18 protein-coding genes are annotated in these 21,953 nt (G+C 39.6%); 10 read left to right on the plus strand and 8 right to left on the minus strand.

Annotated features, from left to right (window positions below):
* Positions 1-104 precede the first annotated feature (104 nt).
* Positions 105-1,391, plus strand: a complete 1,287-nt coding sequence (locus FDK13_RS08415; protein WP_137339539.1) for a hypothetical protein — start codon at positions 105-107, stop codon at positions 1,389-1,391.
* A gap of 2 nt (positions 1,392-1,393) precedes the next feature.
* Positions 1,394-3,019 (plus strand): L,D-transpeptidase family protein, encoded by a 1,626-nt coding sequence (locus tag FDK13_RS08420; protein ID WP_229215959.1) that lies wholly within the window; start codon positions 1,394-1,396, stop codon positions 3,017-3,019.
* 62 nt (positions 3,020-3,081) lie between these two features.
* On the opposite strand, the gene FDK13_RS08425 is transcribed toward FDK13_RS08420, so the two are convergent.
* From FDK13_RS08425 to FDK13_RS08460, 8 genes are all read right to left on the minus strand, one after another.
* Positions 3,082-3,987, minus strand: coding sequence for a PfkB family carbohydrate kinase (locus tag FDK13_RS08425; RefSeq protein ID WP_137339541.1), 906 nt, complete (start codon positions 3,985-3,987; stop codon positions 3,082-3,084).
* A 321-nt stretch (positions 3,988-4,308) separates the two neighbouring features.
* The gene (locus tag FDK13_RS08430) at positions 4,309-4,935 is read right to left on the minus strand and encodes an SCO family protein (RefSeq protein ID WP_137339542.1); all 627 of its coding nucleotides are present in this window, start codon (positions 4,933-4,935) and stop codon (positions 4,309-4,311) included.
* Entirely contained in the window at positions 4,932-5,408 is a 477-nt protein-coding gene (locus FDK13_RS08435) for a viral A-type inclusion protein (RefSeq protein WP_137339543.1), read from the minus strand. Before FDK13_RS08435 ends, FDK13_RS08430 begins: the two co-directional genes overlap by 4 nt.
* 115 nt (positions 5,409-5,523) lie before the next feature.
* A complete protein-coding gene (locus FDK13_RS08440) occupies positions 5,524-5,904 on the minus strand; it encodes a hypothetical protein (protein WP_137339544.1) in 381 nt (126 codons plus the stop codon).
* A 15-nt stretch (positions 5,905-5,919) separates the two neighbouring features.
* Entirely contained in the window at positions 5,920-7,059 is a 1,140-nt protein-coding gene (locus FDK13_RS08445) for a cytochrome-c peroxidase (RefSeq protein ID WP_229215960.1), read from the minus strand.
* Positions 7,060-7,095: 36 nt separating this feature from the next.
* Positions 7,096-7,935: an MbnP family protein gene (locus FDK13_RS08450; RefSeq protein WP_137339545.1), complete on the minus strand. Its 840-nt coding sequence runs from the start codon at positions 7,933-7,935 to the stop codon at positions 7,096-7,098.
* 251 nt (positions 7,936-8,186) lie between these two features.
* On the minus strand, positions 8,187-9,311 hold the full coding sequence (locus FDK13_RS08455; protein ID WP_229215961.1) for a cytochrome-c peroxidase: 1,125 nt from the start codon (positions 9,309-9,311) through the stop codon (positions 8,187-8,189).
* A 118-nt stretch (positions 9,312-9,429) separates the two neighbouring features.
* Complete coding sequence (locus FDK13_RS08460) at positions 9,430-9,822, minus strand: hypothetical protein (RefSeq protein ID WP_229215962.1); 393 nt, start codon at positions 9,820-9,822, stop codon at positions 9,430-9,432.
* A 261-nt stretch (positions 9,823-10,083) separates the two neighbouring features.
* Between FDK13_RS08460 and FDK13_RS08465 the strand changes: the two genes are divergently transcribed.
* The 8 genes from FDK13_RS08465 to FDK13_RS08495 all read left to right on the plus strand — a co-directional run bounded on the left by FDK13_RS08465 (position 10,084) and on the right by FDK13_RS08495 (position 21,944).
* On the plus strand, positions 10,084-10,644 hold the full coding sequence (locus FDK13_RS08465; protein ID WP_137339546.1) for an RNA polymerase sigma factor: 561 nt from the start codon (positions 10,084-10,086) through the stop codon (positions 10,642-10,644).
* Positions 10,645-10,753: 109 nt separating this feature from the next.
* Entirely contained in the window at positions 10,754-11,875 is a 1,122-nt protein-coding gene (locus tag FDK13_RS08470) for a FecR family protein (RefSeq protein ID WP_137339547.1), read from the plus strand.
* A 202-nt stretch (positions 11,876-12,077) separates the two neighbouring features.
* Positions 12,078-15,020, plus strand: coding sequence for a TonB-dependent receptor domain-containing protein (locus FDK13_RS08475; protein ID WP_137339548.1), 2,943 nt, complete (start codon positions 12,078-12,080; stop codon positions 15,018-15,020).
* A 110-nt stretch (positions 15,021-15,130) separates the two neighbouring features.
* Complete coding sequence (locus FDK13_RS08480) at positions 15,131-17,074, plus strand: PQQ-dependent sugar dehydrogenase (RefSeq protein WP_229215963.1); 1,944 nt, start codon at positions 15,131-15,133, stop codon at positions 17,072-17,074.
* Between the two features lie 6 nt (positions 17,075-17,080).
* Positions 17,081-17,965: a carbohydrate-binding protein gene (locus FDK13_RS36060; RefSeq protein ID WP_229215964.1), complete on the plus strand. Its 885-nt coding sequence runs from the start codon at positions 17,081-17,083 to the stop codon at positions 17,963-17,965.
* 38 nt (positions 17,966-18,003) lie between these two features.
* Positions 18,004-18,939: a sugar phosphate isomerase/epimerase family protein gene (locus tag FDK13_RS08485; protein ID WP_137339549.1), complete on the plus strand. Its 936-nt coding sequence runs from the start codon at positions 18,004-18,006 to the stop codon at positions 18,937-18,939.
* A gap of 222 nt (positions 18,940-19,161) precedes the next feature.
* A complete protein-coding gene (locus tag FDK13_RS08490; RefSeq protein WP_229215965.1) occupies positions 19,162-19,560 on the plus strand; it encodes a hypothetical protein in 399 nt (132 codons plus the stop codon).
* A 236-nt stretch (positions 19,561-19,796) separates the two neighbouring features.
* Entirely contained in the window at positions 19,797-21,944 is a 2,148-nt protein-coding gene (locus FDK13_RS08495) for a TonB-dependent siderophore receptor (protein WP_137339550.1), read from the plus strand.
* Positions 21,945-21,953: the final 9 nt, after the last annotated feature.

Consider the following 21,953-nt stretch of genomic DNA (forward strand, 5'->3'; position numbering starts at 1 on the left):
TCGGCAGGAGTTAAAACCTCTGAGACAAACCTAAGCCGGACGCTGGTTTTTTCTTTGTTCAAATACAGGTCAAGTTTTTTCAAGTTATACCAGACTGATTATCAATGTTATCCGATATTAGTGAACTATTGAGATGTAAGAAGATAATCGAGCAAAAGCTTGATTGGGGAGAAAGCGAAAATTGGCAAAGCACCGATTTCGAAAATCTCAATCAGCTAATTCTTGATGAAACGGGCATTTCACTGAGCATAAGCACGCTCCGAAGAATTTGGGGACGCGTGGAATACAATCACTTGCCAAGTGTAACGACTTTGAATACGCTGGCAAAATTTGCGGGCTACAACGACTGGCGAAGTTTTGTGAAACAATATGTCATTTCCAATTTAAATCAACCTGAAATATCTTTTGAGACAGATCGAAAAATTACGATACCTGGGAAAAAACTAGCCTGGATTTCCGGAGCAGTTTTACTTATTGGTTTAATCAGTATTCTTGCATTCCAAAATACAAGACAAACGCAAAAGGAAAACTACACTTTTAATAGTCAACCGATTACAAGAGAGATTCCGAATTCAGTTATTTTCACTTATGACGCTTCGGATTCTCCGACAGATTCCGTGTTTATCCAGCAGTCCTGGGATGGAAGAAAAAGGACGCTGGTTGGTAAAAATCTGCACAAACACACTTCCATTTATTACGAACCTGGATTTTATATTGCCAAACTGATTGTCGGGGAAAAGGTTGTCAAGGAGCATAAGTTACTGGTTCCCACAAAAGGATGGCTTGGAACAATTGATGGAAAAAAGATTCCGGTTTATCTCAAAGATGCTGAATTTATCAAACCGGATATCCTGCGATTGCCGGTTTCTGTCATTACAGAAAAAAATATTTCCATGCAGCCCGAACCTCCGTATGTTCATTATTTCAATGTGGGGAATTTCGAATCCGTTTCTCTAAAAAACTTTTCTTTTAATACAGAAATAAAACACGAATATCGGGAAGGTGCTGCGGCTTGTCAGATGGCAAGTATTACCTTGTTAACCGACGACATTCCGATTGTGATTCCACTTTCTGTCAAAGGCTGTGTTTCTGAATTAAATATGCTGAGCATAGATAATTATATATCCGGAAAAAAAGCAGATTTATCCGCTTTCGGTGTAGATTTTTCTATTTGGAACAAAGTTTCCTGCAAAAATACAGGAGAGAAAATTCAATATTTTGTCAACAATAAATTAGCGGCTGAATATCCGCTTCCTAAGCGGGAAATAAAAATTGTTGGCATATCGTATACATTTCAGGGAACGGGCGCAGTTAAAAACGTAAGTTTAAGCAGTGGCAACAAAATAGTTTTCGAGGCATTCAATAACAAAATAATTCTATCAGCTAAATGATTTTGAAAAACCTGAAAACACACGCTTTCGGATATCTTTGCACCTTTTTACTGGCGGGTATCGTATTTTCCTCATGCTCAAAAACCGAGAAAAAAGCACTTGCCGTCGCTGTACGCGATACGACGATCACGGTAAAAAATTCCTTCACCGAATTATTCGTTGACAGCACCGAGCTGACCAGATTTCTGAAATCTTCAAAAAACGATAGCATTTCATCACAAATCCAGAGTTTTTATAACCACAGAAATTACCAGTTTGCCTGGTTTTTTCATGACGGACTTGCCGATTTTGCTACAACTTTTTTAGGTATGCAAAATGATTATATCCATTATTCCGGCGACAGCTCACTTTACAATCCCGGACTGGTTTCGAGAGTTGATTCTTTAAAACAACTGAAATCGGTTAACCCAAAAGATAAGTCCGTTGTCAATACAGAACTGTTATTGACGGAACAATTTTTCAAATATTCCAGTCGTGCTTATGCTGGCGATCACCGGATTAATACGCAGGAACTTGACTGGTACATTCCAAGAAAAAAGATCAATACTGAAGGCTTTCTGGATTCATTGCTGAAAAATAAAGGAAAGAATTTATCAGCTTACGAACCAGTAAACAGACAGTATAACTTAATGAAAGAGAAGCTATTAAGTTATTATCAAATTAATAAAGATGAAGAATGGCCGGCTTTAACCGCGGCTGATAAAAAGTATAAAAAAGGGAATAGCTACGAAAATATTCCGGAAATAAAAAGACGGTTATTCGTGTTCGGAGACCTGGCAACGGCAGATTCTTCGGCGGTTTTGGATACAGCTTTGGTGAGCGCCGTAAAACATTTCCAGATGCGTTTCGGATTGAAACAGGATGGTCAGTTAGGCACCTCCTTTTTCAGAGAAATAAATGTCCCGATCCAGGAACGCATTCAACAAATATTAATAAATATGGAACGTATTCGCTGGGTTCCTGCGCAGCCTGCAACCGATTATTTACTTGTCAATATCCCGGAATATAAGCTGCATGTATATGAAGAAGGTAAATTACTTTTTGATATGAACGTAGTTGTGGGTTCGGAAGCACACAGTACCGTAATTTTCTCAGGAACCTTAAATCAAATTGTTTTTAGTCCTTACTGGAATATTCCGCCAGGTATTTTGAAAAAGGAAATTCTTCCCGGCATCAAAAAGAATTCTAACTATTTGGCAAAACATAATATGGAATGGAATGGCAGTTCGGTAAGACAAAAACCAGGACCGAAAAACTCACTTGGACTAGTAAAATTTCTATTCCCAAACAGCTATAATATTTATCTGCACGATACACCGTCCAAAAATCTTTTCGGCGAATCCAGCAGAGCTTTCAGTCATGGTTGTATCCGGCTTTCTGAACCTAAAAAACTGGCTGAATTTTTATTGAGAAAAGACAGTACCTGGACCGACGAGAAAATCACAACTGCGATGAATCTGGGAAAAGAAAAATATGTCCGCCTGCGTGGAAAGGCTGAAATTCCGGTATTTATTGGATATTTCACAACCTGGGTTGACCAATACGGAAACCTGAATTTCCGAAATGATATTTATGGTCATGATAAAAAAATGGCTGAGCGCCTTTTCAGCAAAAACGATCTTCTCTGATACTAAATAAAAAAGCCAGCTCGAAGCTGGCTTTTTTATTACTATTTTTGGACGTTTATCAATTACAATCCGAATTGCAAAACGTTAAATCTTTCAGCAATTCCATTCGTAAGTACTTCTTCAACAGAAGATGCGTCACCCGAAAACGGTCCCGAAGAACCTATTTTCAAAGTAGCCATAGCCGCTCCGTATTCTCCTGATTCCTCGATATCGCCGCCTTGTATTTTTTTGCTCAAATACCCTGCCATATAGGTGTCACCACAGCCAGTCGCATCGATAATTGCCGTTGGTTTGAAAGCTGGAATTTCATGGAACAATCCGTCTTTGAAAATTAACGACCCCTTACTTCCAAGTGTAATAATCACCTCCTGAACGCCCATATCGGCCAATGCACGTGCACCTTCCTGAACATCTTTTCTGCCGGTAACTACTTCCATTTCATGCTCATTTGCTTTCAATATGGAAACATAAGGAAGCGCCTCTTTTTTATCAGTCCAATCCGTATAAAACACTTTTTTGTTTTCAACATATCTCAGAAAGCCCTGAATATCAAGCGACACTAAACCTTTTGAAGCAAGTGATTTGATCAGATCAACAGAAATATCATCCGAAAGCAAAGGCCCCAGGTGATAGATTTTCGCGTCAATAGCAGGCATTACGGTAACATCAAAAGGTGCTGCTTTTTGCAAAACGTTTTGCTCTCTGTAATCCTGGTTTTCACTATAAATATTTTCAAAATAAACCGAATGCTCACTTGGTAAAGAATGTATTTCAATACCATCAGTACGCAAGCCGGTCACAACATTCATTTCACTTTGCGCCAATGCCGTAATCAGCACATAATTGATATCAAATTGCTGAATAGCCTTCGAAAAATAGAAGGAAGTTCCGCCAGGCATGTGTTTAACAGACTTGGTCGTTACTACTTTATCAAGCGTGATGTGACCTATTGTACAGATGTCATACATGATGTTCTAAATAATCGGTGTTAACAAAATATTATTAATGATAACAGCACTACAAAAGCAGTGCCAAATTTAGTAACTATACCAAATATTTTACCATTGCCGGAAAAACCGGTAACCGGCTTTCATCTCAAACCAACAACATCGGTTTTGTTATAGTTCTTCAAAACGTACAAATACACCGTTCATTTCAAAAATTTTGTACTTTTCTACTTATCCTTCCTCAAAATTTATCAAATAGTAGGATAAAAGCGAGAAAAAAATAAGCAGATCACGAAACACAAAGATTCCGTGATCTGCTTAAATATTCTTAAAATACCGCTTTTATTCTTTTAGCAATGTTGCCAGATCTTTGATCAGTTTTGCAGTTCCGTCTGTCGTTGTGCCGTCATACATTCCACGGATGTGACGATCTTTATCAATCAAAACAAATGCGCCGCTATGGATATAACCGCCCGCCTGAGATGAATCTTCCAGCGCACTTACCATATAATGTTTCTGCCCGATGTCATAAATTTTCTCTTTGTCGCCAGTGACAAATTGCCACATTTTTCCCGTCACGCCAAGATCTGTTGCATACTTTTTGAGAATTTCCGGCGTATCGTGCTCCGGATCAATGGTATGCGACAGAATTTTCACATCCGGGTTATCTTTATACTCCTTATAAACGGTTAGCATATTTTTCTTCATTACCGGACAAATTGTTGGGCAGGTTACAAAGAAAAAATCAGCAACATAAACTTTTCCCTTAAAATCCTTGTCAGTAACCATTTCCTTATCCTCATTAATAAATGAAAAATCCGGAATTGTCGGATAAACAGTTTGCTCTGTTTCTTTCCCATCGACAACTTTTTTCACAACTTCCGGTTCTCCATAAAAGGGTAATTTTTTAGTTTCACAACCGCTGCTTAGTACGATCAGGGCGAGAAAGCCCATTATATATAATTTCATTTGTTTTTAGTTTTTTCAATAAACTGATTTGCATCCGAGAGACTTTTATTCATTTGCTCTCTGACGCTTTCTATTTTCTTTTTTTGATCTGCAACGTAAGAAGCCGCCTGAGTTTTGTCCAGTTTTTCCAATGTGTCAAACTTAAACTCGTGCATCCAGTTCATCATCGCTTTATCCGTACTATCAAGCTGCGAAGTGAGTTTCAACGCTTCTTCTTTACGGTTTTTCAGCACTTCGGTAGATTTCAGAGCCAAAAGGCTGTCTGTGATTTTAACATCATTTTTAAGCTGTTTTTTCAAATCCATCAGCTTGTCCATATGCGGCATAATGCTGTCATGAATCGCAAGCATTGCCTCCGTCTGCTCATTCAAAGGAGTTTTTGCATCGTGATGATGTCCTTCCTTTGTGTCATTGGCTTTATTACAGCTATATAAAAAAGAAATCGTGAAAGCGATTATCAGGTATTTTTTCATTTTCAAAAGGTATTTGTGTTTACTAATCAGACTTAAATTTACTTCAACAAACGCAGGACCGCAGCTCTTGAACTACGCAATGATTTTATTTTATAAATCATAAATCCCGCTATCGTTAAGAAAATTCAGGTGGCCTGAGCAAGCGAAATTCCGGTGAAGTATAAAAGACTAATTGATAGTAAAAGCAGGTTTTTCCGGTTTCAACTACGTATTTACAAATAAATGCAAACTGCGTTTCTGTTTGGGAAAAAAGTTGAAAAAGCGGCAAATTTTGGAGCCGTTGCGCTGTTTCTTTATCTTCCTGTTCTTTCTGCTGTTTGAGGATTTTTGCCAGGTAACATTTTCCATAACACATCGCCAGCGGCTGTTCACGATTTTCACAAAGTGTTCTGGCAATAAATTCCTGGTTCAAACGGAAATAAACGATCGTTCCCCACGGACTGATTGTCGGCAGCATTATTGAAAACAACAATAAATAAGCTAAAAACGAACGCATGAAATGAGGAATCAATTAAAAAGCATTGCCAATGCCGGGGTCGGAAAGTTGGGCGTTAGTGGTAAACTGAGTATCACTTAAAGTCTTTAAAAACAAGATGATACTTTGCTTTTCAGCAGCGGTGAGCACAATTCCCACTTTTCCATTTGGAAGTTTAAAGGTATCATCGAGCGTAGCCATCGACTGCATATTATCTGTATAATGTGTAAGCACCTGTTCCAGCGTCACAAAACGGCCGTCGTGCATGTAAGGCGCCGTAAGCCCGACATTTCTCAGACTTGGCACTTTAAATTTATAACGGTCACTTTCATTTTTTGTAATGCCGTAACGGCCCTGATCATCGATTTTTATAGGAGGTAAACCGTTATTCCGGTAACTATAATCCGTAAACAATTCTCCATTGTGACAAGAGGAACACTTCTGTTTGAAAAGTGCCAAACCTGTTTTTTCATCCGCAGATAACGCAGCGGCATCACCAAGCACGTAATAATCGTATTTTGAATTCGCAGAAACCATCGTCATCATAAATTGAGACAAGGCCTTTCTAACCCGTTCAGAAGTGATTTCTGTGGTTCCGTAAGCAGCTTTAAACATTTTTGGATAATCAACCTGAACCTTTTGCGTGGCAATCGGTGTCGCTCTGAGTTTGACCAGAATATTATCCATCGTTTCATCCATTTCCACTTTATTCTGAATTGGAAAAAGCGAAACGGAATCGAGCACATGCACATTTCCATCCCAGAAAAACGAAGTATTCCAGGCAAGATTTTGGACAGCCGGAGCGTTTCGGGTTCCTAACTGATCATCCACACCGTGGCTAAGATCATGCCCGTGATGCGTAAACGCCGTTGCCTGCTGATGACAAGTTCCGCAGCCGATAATATTGGTCCGGGATAAAATGCCGTCGTAAAACAAATATTTTCCTAATAATGCACCTTCAACCGTCAGCGGATTTTTGGTAAGATCATAAACCGGATCAGGAAAATGTGTTGGTTTTACCCAGCGTAAAGGTGTTGGAGCCGTTGGTTCGGGAACCGGATCTGTCGGCGTTTCCTTGGATTTGGAAGAACAGGAAATATTCAGCTGCATCAATACCGCCAACAAACAAAAAGGTATGCTGAACCTTTGAACTGCAATGAATAATGAACGAATCATATTAGAATTATCAACTTTCAATTTTGAAGAATAAGCTTATTGTACCGCAATGTTTTGTGTTATTTCTCCCAAACTAAACATGGATTTATAATTATTAGCCGCGTTGGAAGAAAGCGTAAAATCAAACATGATACTTGGATTTTTTTCTATACTAATAGGAACCGGACCACTGAAAACTTTTTGCACATCGCCCACCAAACGAACCTGCGGAACATTTCCAGCGGCGACAATTGCCTTATTCCCCGCAAAATCAAGCTTTACGGTCTTGATATTATTGACCGTTTTGGAATCATATCCCCCAAAAAAGCCAATGTGATAGTAAAATTTATTGTTGGCTGATCCTGCTTTTGATGATACTCCTTCCAGCTTCAAAAATATATATCCCGAACTCCATGCCCAGTACATGCCGCCATCTTCAGGATCGCCGGATGGATCCAGTGCGCCAACACGTTTATCAATTCCGGAAACGCTGCGTAAACTATCCACCCCGATAATATATTCGATACCGGTATAATTCCCTTCCGGCAATTGCTTCAAGGTCACGATCTGGGATTTTGGATCAGATTCGCGGATCAGGAAATAACTGGAATCCTGCGGTATGGTGTAGGTTTTACCGTCATCCCGTGTCAGCTTAATGTTTGAGATGAAATAATTTAACGTTGAAACGGTAAAATCTTCGCCGGAGCTATTTGTATATTTTGTGCTATCCAGTTTCAAATCCTGATTTCCGGATACGTTGTCAAATTTTAAAGTCATTTTTCCTGTTCCGGCAACCAGATCCGGATTGTCGGTAACGTCTTTTGTGTCATCATTGCAGGCAACAATTGAAATGGCAGAGATCAATGTTAGCAGGGATAAATAAATCAGTTTTTTCATATTGGCTACAAATATTACGGTGCGCTGCACCTGGGATTGGCAATGTGTTATGGTCTTTTCTACAAATATTGAGGTGCTCCTCACCTTTTAGATGGTGCAGAGCACCCAAATATTTGTAGAAACAAAATCGTCAAATCTTCATCAAGGTGCAGCGCACCGAAATAATTTAGATAAATACTTCAACGATTTCAAAACGGCTAAACAATTGAATTAAATATAAAATCACACCCGAATAAGGCATTAATTTTATGTTAAAACGCAGACACTTTCGGAGAGGCAAGCGTTGGATTTTCCAAAAACTTTTGATCATCCAGACTTTTCAGAAATGTAATCACTTTTTTCTTTTCCTCTTTTGAGAGATTAATCCCGGTTTCCCCATTTTCCTGTATCAAAATTGGATCCAGCGTTTCAGATTTTATCACATTTCCGGAATAATGATCAAGTACTTCTTCCAACGTTTTAAACCGACCATCATGCATGTAGGGCGCCGTGAACCCAATATTTCGTAAACCCGGAACTTTGAATTTGTATTTATCTTTGTCAAGTCTTGTCACATCAAACCTTCCGGTATCATTGGCTTTCAAAGGTGCCAGCCCATTATTTTTGAAACTATAATTGGTAAACAGTTCACCAGCGTGACAGGAAGCGCAGTTCTTTTTAAAAATCGTCAATCCTTCTTTTTGTTCCGACCTTAAAGCATTGTCGTTTCCAGCAACATATTGATCATAAGGCGAATCTGCTGAAACCATCGTAACCATAAACTGCGACAATGCTTTCATCATTCTTATTGAATTAATTTCACCCGTTCCAAAAGCTGCTTTGAACATTTTAGGATAATTCACCACCTTTTTATCTGATACCTTTTTAATTTTTTCAATAACGTTGCTAACATTTTCTCCCATTTCAACCGGATTTTGAACCGGATTAAAAGGCACAAAATCCAGATCATGAACGCCACCGTCCCAGAAAAAAACAGGATTCCAGGCCATATTCTGAATAGCAGGCGAATTCCGTTTACTAAGCTGGCCATGAATTCCCAAGCTAAAACTTTGTCCCTGATGTGAAAAAGCAGCTTTTTGAAGATGACAACTTGCGCAGCTTATCTGATTTGTCTTGGACAAAACCTGATCGTAAAACAGTGTTTTCCCTAACGCAACACCTTCTTCCGTCAATGGATTTTTTGACAAATTATAAACCGGATCAGGGAAATTCGTAGGTTTTGTCCATTTCAACGGCGTTGGTTTCCAAGCTTCCGTTTTCGTGTTTTCTTTTGTCTGGCAACCAAAAAGCAGTAGTAACAAAATGCTTGTCAAAACTTGATGAAAAGTCCTGGTATGAACAGAAAATCGTAAAACTTTCAGAATAATTGATTCCACAGTTTAGCGTTGCGACTTTTGCTGCCGCATTCAGAAGTATAAAATAATTTTAAGAATACAGAAATATTACAGATTAATTAAACCAATCTTAAATAATTACTGCATTAAAATAAATCAGTTAAACAAGAGGTGGATGGAAAATATCGGACGCCGGATTACGGGCCGTAAGCGAAGGATTAAATTGATATTGAACAAAAGAACGGAGTTCAAATGGATTTTGCAAAGCATTAAAAACCAACGTCCTGTTATCCATTACCTGATATAAAAGGTGCGACAAATAATCGTTTTCAGCTTGTCGTTCCTCTTTTTCTCTGGCGTCTTTTACTCTTTTGGTAAGATAACATTTACCGTTGCACAACAAAATCGGTTTGTCTCGGTTCACGCATAGATTGGCAACAATATAATCTCTGCGAATTTCAAAATCCAGGTATAACAGCGGAAGCACCCAGGCTTTTACAAGCATCAGGGTGATCAGGCTCATTGCCATCCATTGTCTTTTTGAACTTTTCAATTCGTTAACTGGTAATTTTATCTTTCAACAATTTGAAGTGGACAAATATAAACATGAAAACTTCATAACGATAGGCAAAGCGGATCATTTGATGTTTTAAATTTCAAAAGAAGTGATTTCCCTTTGCCACGAAGTAGCCAATATCAACGAATACTTTATCAAATCTACATTGCTTCGTCATAAAATTTAATTGTAATTTTATATAAAATATCGTAGGATTGCATAACCTAAACCTAACCGGCACCGCTCTTAAACTTTTAAATGCCCACTCCCACCGACTCAAATCAGGATGATTCTGAACTATGGAATGCATTTCGCGCCGGCGATGATGTAGCGTTTGGAAAAATTGCGAGACAGTATTACCGAAGTCTTTTTAGTTACGGCGTCAAGTTTTCCAAAGATCGTGAGTTTGTAAAAGATTGTATTCAGGATCTTTTTATGGAATTGTGGGCAAAGCGGGAAACCATTGGTGATACAGCTTTCGTGAAATTTTATCTTCTCAAATCGCTTCGCCGGAAAATTCATCGCGAAAGCCAGAAACAGTCCTGGCTGACAGATGATGATGATCTTGATTTCGAAGCTGAAAATCTGGGCGAAAGTTCTATTGAGCAGCAAATCATTGACATTGAAACAAGTGAAGCGATGTTGAAAATGCTTAATCAGCAAATTAATTTACTTACCAAACGCCAGCAGGAAGTTATCTATCTCCGCTTTTTCGAAAATCTGGACAATGAATCCATTGCCCAGGTCATGTCGATTTCAAAGCAAGCTGTTGCTAATCTTTTATACCGCACGATACAGGAATTGAAAGATCGTTTGTAACCAAAGACTACCAAAACTTTCGATTTTAAACTTTTTTCAAAAAAAAGTGAAATTTTTTGATTATTTCATGTTAGTCGCTGCCTATGTATAAATAGAAGCCAATAATAACATGAATCAATACCACGAATATAGCCTTGAAGATTTTGTACTGGACGCCCGTTTTCAGGAGTGGGTCCGATACCGTCGTGATCATGATGTAACTTTTTGGGAGCAATACCAGAAAGAAAATCCGGCGCAAACGGAGGAAATCACGCGTGCACAAACATTATTGCAAAGTGTTTACAAAAATTACGAAACGCATCTTGATGATAACGAGATCGATTTTGAAATTCAGGAACTGCTGAGCAAAGTCCGTGCAATGAAGAACGATAATGTGCAAGAGGAAACTGAAAAGTCTTTATTCAACAAATCGGCAAACATTTTCAGTCAAAATTCAATTTTCTGGGCTGCGGCAACCATTCTTTTGATGCTCGGTTTGGGCTGGTTATATCAACGCAATCAAATTACCCAAAGCAGCTATGATAAGTTAACCGCTGGAAAATCGCTGCGGGAAGAAAAAAATGAAACGAAGTCTTCAAAAACAATTTCGCTTTCAGACGGCAGTCAAATTACGCTTATGCCGCACTCCAAAATCAGTTTTCCCGAAAACTTCTTAGTTGAAAAAAGAGAGGTTTATTTGTCGGGACAAGCTTTCTTCCATGTTTCAAAAGATCCTAAAAGGCCATTCCTTGTCTATGCCAATGAGTTGGTTACCAAAGTTTTGGGCACAAGTTTCACCATAAATGCGCAAAATCAGGCGCTGAAAACAACGGTTGAGGTAAAAGAAGGAAAAGTGTCTGTTTTTCGCCAGGCCGATTTTGCTGATGTAAAGAACCAGAAAGCATTACAGTCAAAAGGAATGGTGTTGACTGCAAATCAAAAAATGGTTTACGAATGCGAAACCAGTAATATGCTTAAAACGATTATCGACAATCCCGAGATTGTTTCAACGGTAAGCACAACTTTTGATTTTGTAAATACGCCTGCCTCAGAAGTTTTAAATGATCTCGAAGACGCCTATCAGGTTGATATCATCTTTGATAAAGAGTTGCTTCGCGGCTGTCCTGTCACGGCATCATTATCAAAACAATCATTGCTTGAAAAACTGGATATTATCTGCGAAGTAATAGAAGCACGTTACGAAATGCTGGACGGGAAGATCGTCGTATATAGTAAAGGTTGCAAAAATTAACCTAAAATGTTCTTTTAACCTTATCTCAACACTTATGTAAAAAACGAAGTATTGTTAAAAAAAAGAGTCGGATAATGCTACCAACATCTCCGACCCTCGTTAAATCCCCCAAGTTGCTTTCGGAACCAACACGACATCCTTCGCAAAAAGGATGCAGGGGATCGTTTTACCAAATCTAACCTCAATAAAACATTTCAAATGTATGAAAGAAGCGTGTAATTTTCAAGTTATTCTAAGAGCCATGCGTATCTCGCTCTATCAGGTTATTATTGCAATATGGGCTTTGGGTAATGCCAATGCGACGGAAGGAAATGCCCAGACGTTATTAAGTAAGAAAATCAGTGTAAACCTGAACAATAAAGAAGTTGAAAATGTACTGCAAAACATTGAAAAACAGATCAGTGGAAAGTTTGTTTTCAGCAGCAAAATCATCAGAGGAGAACGCAAAATTAATATCAGCGTAAAAGATCAGCCGTTATATAAAGTACTGGACGAAACGCTGAAACCGCTGGATCTTACTTACAGAGTAACTGAAAATCTGATCATTATCAGCCGTACTTCGAAAGATGGAGCGCAGTCTCTTTCTTCGATTAAAAGTAAGGCGCCGAATTATACCGTTTCAGGAAAAATCAAAGACAGCAAAGGTGAAACGCTGGGCGGCGTTACCGTGCTTTTGAATTACAAAAGCAATGGCGTGGTAACGGATATCAATGGCGCATTTTCGTTTGTAGACATTCCTGAAGGAAGTTATACACTGACAATCAGCAGTATCGGATTTACAAGTGTAAAAAAAGAAATCCAGGTGATCGGCGGTGACTTACAGGTTGATGTAGAATTAAAAGATGACGTGCTTCAATTGCAGGAAATCGTTGTAACAGGCGGAAATCCAAAAAAGAAGATAGAAAGCAGCGTTGCCATCACGACAATCAATAATAAAGATATACAAACCAGAGCGCCCTTAAATAGTACAGATCTGTTAAAAGCAATTCCTGGATTGACAGTTGAAAGTACAGGTGGTGATGGTCCGGGAAATGTTTGGGTGCGCGGATTTCCTCAGCAGGGAGGTTATATATTTCTTGGGATTATGGAAGACGGATTGCCGGTGCTACCAACGGGTTATAATTCACTTCCTTCTGTTGACCAATATTATAAAACAGATTTAACCATCAGAAATATTGAAGCCGTAAGAGGTGGAAATGCTTCCATCGTCATGGCTAACACACCGGGTGCCGTTATAAATAATCTAAGTTATACGGGTGCTGAAAAAACTTATGGCAAGTTCAAAGCGACGACCGGTTTGTCTCAGGGATTGTATCGTTTAGACGGTAACGTGGGTGGAAAAGTGAACAGCAACATCCGTTACAACATTGGTGGTTTTTACAGAACAGATAAGGGAATTGTTTCTCCGGGTTATACTGCCAACCAAGGTGGACAACTGAAAGGAAACATGACTTATAATTTCAAAAACCAGAAAGGATTTGTTCGCGTTTATGGAAAATATCTTAACGATAAAGTACAATGGATGCTGACCAGTTACTATCCTTATGACGGAACAGGAAAACCTACTAAAAGCAGTTCTTTCGACATGGTAAACCAGTCATTAGCCACGATTGACACAAAATTCAGTTACAAAAGTGCGGATGGTGTGACAAGAAATTATGATATGTCTGACGGAATTCATACCAAACAAGGATCGGGTGGTTTTCAGTTTAATTATACGACTGATCAAGGCTGGGAGATTAATAATAACTTCCGTTACCAGCATACCAACATGAATGTTACGGCCGGAATTCCTGCCAGTAATGTTGCTTATAACGGAACAACACAATACTATTATCTTGACGGAACAGCTGCTTCTTTAAAGGCCGGCGACAGACTTGTGAATGTAACGGGTCTTACCCAACAATTAAAAGATGTTCAGATTATCGATTATATCGATTTCAAAAGGAATATGAATAATCATAGTCTGACTTTTGGTGGCGGTATTCATCAGTACAACAGAAATGACGGACCAAATTATAATTTTTCTTACGTTCAGGAATTTAAAGAACGTGCAAGAAGACTGATCACTTCACCGACTGCGGCACAAATTACACCGCTTACTTTGGCAACAGTAATAGGAAATACAAGAACGGTATCCGCTTATGCTTCGGACGAAATCACTTTAAATCCAAAATGGAGACTTGATCTGGGAGCCAGAGTTGACAACCAGAATGTGGATGGAAAACGTCCTTTTTACGCATACAAAGCGGATGGAACACCTGATTACACAAAAGCTTCTACTTTAATCATTGCTGATTATACCAAATACTCGATCACCACAACAAACTGGGCGGCGACTGCCGGTCTGAATTATAAAATCAATAATCAGGCTGCATTATTTGCAAGAGCTACCAGGGCCTACAACGCACCAAATATTGCAGATTACAACGCAACGGCTTATGATCCTGCCAAAATCAAAAAACGTCCGGTTTACCTGGCTGAGATTGGTTACAAGTATGCAAAAAATAATTTCTCTCTTTTTGCATCCGGAAGTTATTCGGCGATCAAAAATGTGTCACTTTCCATTACTGTCCCAACGGTTTCTTCGGGCAATCAGACACTTCTTGCTTTTGGATCTACCAGAACTTTCAGTGCTGAATTTGAAGCATCGTATAAAATTACCAAATCACTTAATCTGCGTTTAACGGGTACAATTCAGGATTCCAAATACACAGATTATTCCGCAAGCACGAATACAAACTCGGCCATTGTTGCGATTTTGGGTGATACCACTTACAGTTTTACCGGAAAAAGAACGGAGCGCGTGCCGGTTCTTAACACGGAATTATCTGCTACTTACGATTACAAAAAATTCAATATTTATCTGGCAGGAAGTTATATCGGAAGCCGTTTCACCGCGCCAAGTGATAGCTACAAATTACCAGCTTATGCTTTGATGAAAGGCGGTGCTGGTTATAGTTTCACCAAAAATATCAACGCAAGATTCTGGGTAGACAATCTGCTTAATGCCAGAGTACTTACAGAAGGAGACGTGCGCGGGGATCAGTTCCGCAACTTCGCCGCAGTAGAAAAGGGAACAATGATGGCGGGCAGGACTTTATTACCAAGAAGTTTCTGGCTTTCACTTGCTTACGAATTTTAATTTGATGGATAGAAAGAAGGGTGTCGGATATATTATTCGACACCTCTTCGCTTTTAACTAATTTTTCTTAAAATATTATTATATTTCAAGGTATTTATTAACCTAACTATATGATTGATCCATCCGCAGCTTATCCACGACTATTACAAATTTCAAAAACGTCATTAAAAATTTTTACACTGGCTTTTCTCGCATCCTTTACTACACAGGATAGTCCGCCAAAACCTGATGAAAGCCGATTTACGCCAGTCGTAATCGCAGACAATCTGGACGAACCGATGGTCTTCGAAGTGCTGAAAGATGGCTCTGCTTATATCATCGAAAGAAAAGGTGCATTGAAAAAATACAATGCAGCTACAAAATCAACCGATCTCATTGCAACCATTCCCGTCAACACCAAATATACCAGTGCAGAAGGCGTTGTGCGGGAAGCGGAAGAAGGTTTGATGGGTTTTACTATGGATCCGAATTATGAAAAAAATCACTGGATTTATTTGTATTACGCACATCCGACAGAGAAAAAACATATTCTGACCCGTTGGGAAATCAAGGACGAGCAATTGGTCGAAAGTTCCAAAAAATTAGTTCTTGAGGTTGAAACCCAACGCGAAGTTTGCTGCCATACCGGCGGTGGTATGACCTGGGATAAAGCAGGAAATCTTTTTCTGACCGTTGGAAATAATACCGGAAATCAAAAAGCCGCACAAACCGACGAACGTGAAGGAAGAAGCAGCTGGGATGATCAGGGACATGCAGGAAACACCAACGATTTGAGAGGGAAAATCCTGAGAATTCATCCGGAAGCTGACGGGACTTATACCATTCCGGAAGGAAATCTTTATCCAAAAGGAACGGCTAAAACAAGACCGGAAATTTATTCGATGGGCCATAGAAATCCATGGAGAATCTCGGTGGACAGTAAAACAAATTATGTTTATTGGGGTGAAGTTGGGCCTGATGCGAATGAGGATTCAGAAATCGGGCCGAGAGGTTATGACGAAATGAATCAGGCCAGGAAACCGGGCAATTTCGGCTGGCCATGGTTTGTGGCCGATAATCAGGCTTTTCCGGTTTATGATTATGCAGCCAATAAACCGTTGGAGAAAAAAGATCCGTTGCATTTGGTAAATAATTCGCCTAACAACACAGGATTAAAAGATTTGCCGGCAACTGCGCCAAACTTTATTTATTATCCATACGGCGTTTCAGAAAAATTCCCTCTTGTAGGATCAGGTTCAAGAAGTGCTACGGGCGGACCGGTTTATCACAAATCTGATTTTGTGAATCCAAAACGTCCATGGCCTGCTTATTACGAAAACAAATGGATCGCTGCTGACTTTTCGCGTGGCTGGATTATGGCCATCAGCATGAAAGAAAACGGAGATTATGATTCGATGGAACGCGTACTTCCCTCCTATCATCCGGTGCAGCCAATTGATATAAAATTTGGCCCGGACGGTGATTTGTATATCCTTGAATATGGCAGCAACTGGTTTAGAAAAAGTGATAATTCACGTTTGATCCGAATTGAATATAACGGCGGAAACAGAAAACCGATCGTTCAGGTTTCTACGGATAAAAAAGGCGGAACAGTACCTTTCAAAGCAAATTTATCTTCGGAAGGAACAAAAGATTTTGATGGAGATGCTTTAAAATACAGCTGGAAAATAACCAGCGTTGGCGCTGCTCCAAGAACTTTTGCTACTGCAAATCCGACCGTTTCTTTTGACAAATCGGGTGTTTACACAGCAAATCTGACGGTGACGGATTCCAAAGGCGCCAGTAATTCGCAGTCTATAAAAATAGTTGCCGGTAATGAGCCACCTCAGGTTTCAATAAATCTTGCCGGAAATAAAACGTTTTTCTTTGCCGATAAACCGATCGCTTACGCAGTCAATGTAAACGATAAGGAAGATGGCAGCCTGACGGATGGAAAAATTAAACCTTCACAAGTTGCAGTCAGTATAGATTACACTTCGGAAGGATTTGATTATGCGGAAGTTACGCAAAGTCAGCGCAGTGTGGATGCCTCAACCCAATTCGCCGTTGCCTAGATTTTAATGAGCAAAAGTGATTGTAAAGTTTGTCATCAGCCTAATACTAAATCGGTTGGACCTTCCTTCGCTGATGTTTCTAATAAATACAAAGGACAGTCCGGAGCGCTTGAAAAGCTTGTCAAAAAAGTACGTGAAGGTGGTTCCGGTGTTTGGGGAGAAGTAGCTATGGCTGCTCATCCCGCTCTGCCTGTTGCGGATGCGGAAGTGATTGTAAAATACATTTTGAACAGTACCGATAAAACGCTCAGCACACTTCCTGTGAAAGGAGAATACACGCCTGAAATCCCGAAAGGCGATGATGGAAAAGGTTCTGTGTTGATCAGAGCGGCTTTTACAGATCGTGCGGTGACGGGAACGAAAACAATTCCATCCCAAACTTCTGAGGAAATGATTGTGCTGCGAAATCCTGAAATTTATGCTGCCGAAGCTCCGATTGTAAAAGGTGCAGAATTAAAAGCACTAGGCGTTGCGGGATTAGGTTTTAGCGTGGTGGCCTTTAACGGCAGTTATCTTGGATTTAAACAAATTGATTTGGCTGGTATTGATAAACTGGAACTGGACGCTTCGGCTCAGCGAAGAGAAGGCAGCGTTGGCGGAACCATTGAAATCAGACTTGATTCGCCAACGGGTCCTGTTATCGGGGATGAAAAAGTAGCCATAGCACCAGAAGTTGACATTGCAAAAGTGATGGCAGAAATGGAAAGCGAGAAAAAGAATGCGAAACCAGGTGAAGTAATAAAACCTCGTAATCCTTTCGCCAGACCGCCTATTAAAATCAAAATCAAGGACACAGAGGGCAAACATGATATCTATATTGTGTTTAAAAATGATTCTGCAAAAGCGATTGAGCCTCTATTATCTTTTTCAAAAATTAAATTTCAGCAGTAAGCTGAATGATCAGATACTAACTTTCTAATTTATCTTTTATGAATAATAACAGAAGAGATTTTCTAAAAAAAGCAGCTGCGCTTACTGCGGGAAGCCTTGCTATACCTTACTTATCAAATGCATCAGGTTTGTCTGATTTATTTGCTGCTGAAAAACCGGTCGGCATTCAGTTGTTTACTGTTTTTGAAAAAATGAATAATGATCCGAAAGCAACGCTGGAAAAAATTGCTTCCATCGGGTATAAAGAAATCGAATCCGCATTCAGCACACGGGGTGGTTATTATGGATACAAACCAAAGGAATTTAAAAAACTTGTTGAAGATCTGGGTATGAAATGGCGCGCGCATCATGCGCTTGGCGCACCATTTAAAATGCCAAAAGGTGGAAAAATGCCTTTGGGTGCTGATGGAAAGCCGATCACAATCCCGACGATGATGAATCTTCGAGATAATTATCAGCAACTGGTTGATGATGCGGCCGAAGGAGGATTGAAATATCTGGTATGTGCAAGTACGCCTGTGGGCACTATGGATGAGGTTAAAAACTCCATTGAGGTATTTCAAAAAACCGGAGAAGCCAGTAAAAAGGCTGGAATCGGATTCGCCTATCACAACCATGCAACGGAATTCGATGCTGTTGAAGGAGGAAAAACGGCCTACGAACTTGTGCTTTCTCAAACAGACAAAGACCTTGTAAAAATGGAGCTCGATCTGGCCTGGGCAACAAAGGCGGGTAAAGATCCGGTGGCATTGTTCAAAGAACATCCGGGCCGTTTCCCATTATGGCACGTGAAGGATATCAAAAAAGATTTGCAGACCATTACCGAAGTTGGAACTGGTGTCGTGGAATTCCAGCGGATTTTTGAAGCGGCAAAAATTGCCGGTCTGCAATATTTCTTTGTTGAATACGACCTTGCTCCAACATTTGATACGGTAGAATTGTGTTACAAAAACCTGAGGAAAGTTATTGGCTAATATTGTCCTGATTTCTTTTAGTTGTATATCTGAAAATACCGTCTCAAAATCATTTGGGACGGTATTTTTTATTTAAAGCAGGAATATTTTTAACAGTTTAAGCCTCAGTTAAGGCCCCGGAATATTTATAATATCGTTCTACTATGGTCATTTATTTTTTCATTATAGAATTCCGTACTTACCTTTGCCAACCTATTCTACCGGTATAATTTAGATTCTCGTTTGAAAGGTTCTCATAGACAATGGATTGGCCTGTGCCTGCTTACTTTAATGCTTGTAAAAGCGTGGGTAATTCCGTTGGTCTGTCTGGATTTTGAGATCAGAAGAGACTATATTGTCAAAAACTTATGTGTTAACCGGAACAGGCCACAGCTGCATTGTGACGGGAAATGTTACCTGGCAAAAAAACTTGCTGAGACTGAAAAACAGCAGCAGCGTCAGGCAGAACAGGATTATCTTGCCAGCCTGATCTACCAGGTAATGGATACAAATACGCAAAATTTTTTTAGTGTTCAACCATCTGGTTTCGAACTGCCGCTTGATCTTGTATTTCAATATAATTCTGTTCTTTCTCCACGTAATTTCCCGAACGAAATTTTCCATCCGCCTTTGGCTGTTTAACCAGCTACTTTTCAGGACAATTTGATTATTACCAACGGAAGTGTTCGCTGCTTTTCAGGCAGAATGCATTACTATGTTTGATAATTTTTCCATGGAATATTACGCTCATGTTTACCCAAATTTTGGGTTATTTAGCGCTATAAATTCTACCGGAAACAAATTGCTTCTCCACACAAAAGCCCACCACTTCGGGCCGTTAAAATGATATCCGGATTACTATTGAATTGAGTATTAAAATGAATTATAAATTTCTTTTTGCCGCATTTCTTTTACTTTCCAATGTCTCTTTTGCTCAGAAAAAAGATAAATCAACATTGGAATCAGACACTACAAGCAGGGAACTGAATGAAGTTACGATCAGCTCCAAATATTACCAACGTTATAAAATTGACAACGTTTCTGGTAGTCTAAAACTAAATAAAGCACTTCTCTTAGTCCCGCAAAATATCCAGGAAATAGACAAAAGCATTATTCGCGATCAGCAGGCGATTAATGTCAATGAAAGTATAACCCGAAATGTCAGCGGCACTATTCGTAACAATACTGCCGACTTTTATGGGCCATTGATTTTTATGCGCGGAGCCGGAATCAGCACGCTCAGAAACGGGATGGACATTTCTATGATCTATTATGGACCGCTGCCGGAAGATGCTTCTATCATTGACAGAATGGAATTTATCAAAGGTCCGGCTGGCTTTATGAATGCCATTGGTGACCCTGCCGGCTCATTTAATATTGTCACGAAAAATCCTACCGGCGTCCGGTCAAACAATATCAGTTTCACAGCCGGCAGCTTTAATCTTTACCGTCTGACGGGTGATTTTGACGGAAGTTTTGGTAAAAATAAAAAGTGGCAGTACCGCCTAAATGTGGCCGGACAAAAAGCACAATCATTTCAGAAGTTTGCTTTCAATGACAAAGTTGTAGTCCAGCCTGTTATCCGTTACAATATCAATAGCAAATCGTCACTGACCGCAGAATATATTTATGGCAAACAAAGTTTTCAGCAATATCTGGTAACTGTATTTTCTCCTTACGGTTTCGGCTCGCTACCTCGGGATTTCAGTATAACAGATCCTAATAAAAAACCGGCTCAGGCCAATGAAAACAATGGTTTTTTGACCTATCGCAATCAATTGAGCGACAAATGGCAGTTTACAGCCAAGGCCACTTATGCAAGAAGTCACCTGGATGGAAATTACTTTTTTGTCTCTGCTTATAATAAAACCACACCGAATCTTATCCAGAGAAGGCTGACTTACGAAAGATTCAATTCCAGTGTTTACGCCTTGCAGACTTTCGTGAACGGGCAGTTTTCAACCGTTACGATCACACATCATGTATTGGCAAGTTTTGATTACAACCGTAAAAATTTCCTGGGTTACGCCGGTTATAATGATCCAAAAGCAAATCCTGCACTTTATCCTTTGGATGCCTTAAATCCGGTTTATGGTATCACTTTTGATTCAAACGAAAGGACAGGAAAACTTTCTGATATAGCTACAAATATGCAATTCATCGAGTATTATGCGGGCTATGTTCAGGATGAATTAAATCTTCTGAATGATAAATTAAGGATCACGCTGGCAGCCAGACTTACTTCTTCAAAAAACAGCGTGTCACTTCCAAAACCGACAAGTGTTTCCGATGTTGTAGTTACGCCAAGAATAGGTTTGAGTTATTCGATTGTAAAAGATTTGTCTGTTTACGGACTTTTTGATCATACCTACACACCGCAAAGCGGAATAAGTGCAACCGGTGGAGTTTTTGAGCCGTTGAAAGGGAAAAATCTGGAAGCTGGTCTTAAAAAAGATTGGGCGGATGGTAAGTGGAATACTTCGGTTTCGGTTTATCAGATTATCCGTGACAACATTATTGTGACCGATCCGAATAATAATAATTTCCAGTCGCAGATCGGACAAACCAAATCAAAAGGTGTTGAATTTGACTTGAAAGGAGAAATTTTTAAAGGCTTGAATGCTGTAGTTAATTATGCTTACACGGATTCTTATATATCAAAAGATGCCAACGAAAGCAATGTTGGGCTCCCATCGCCTTATTTGGTAAAACATATTCAAAATACCTGGCTAAACTACAAGCTGCCTGTTAAGAAATTAAACGGACTTTCGGTTTCAGCTGGTTATCAGTTTCAAGCCGGAAGAAAGGGAAGATATTCACAGGATGGAAATCTGCCGATCTCCAATTTATTCAGAGTTGATGGCGGTTTGGGATGGTCCAATAGTCGGATTTCTGTGAATGGGGTTGTGAATAATATCTTCAATCGGTTTAACTATGGAAGTGCCTGGACGCGGCCAGTTGGCCTTTTTGCCTACGTTCCTTATGCGCCCAGAGAATACAGAATTACGGTAGGATACAATTTCTAGTGCTAAAAT

This window comes from Dyadobacter frigoris (assembly GCF_005280585.1).
GTDB classification, from domain to species: domain Bacteria; phylum Bacteroidota; class Bacteroidia; order Cytophagales; family Spirosomataceae; genus Dyadobacter; species Dyadobacter frigoris.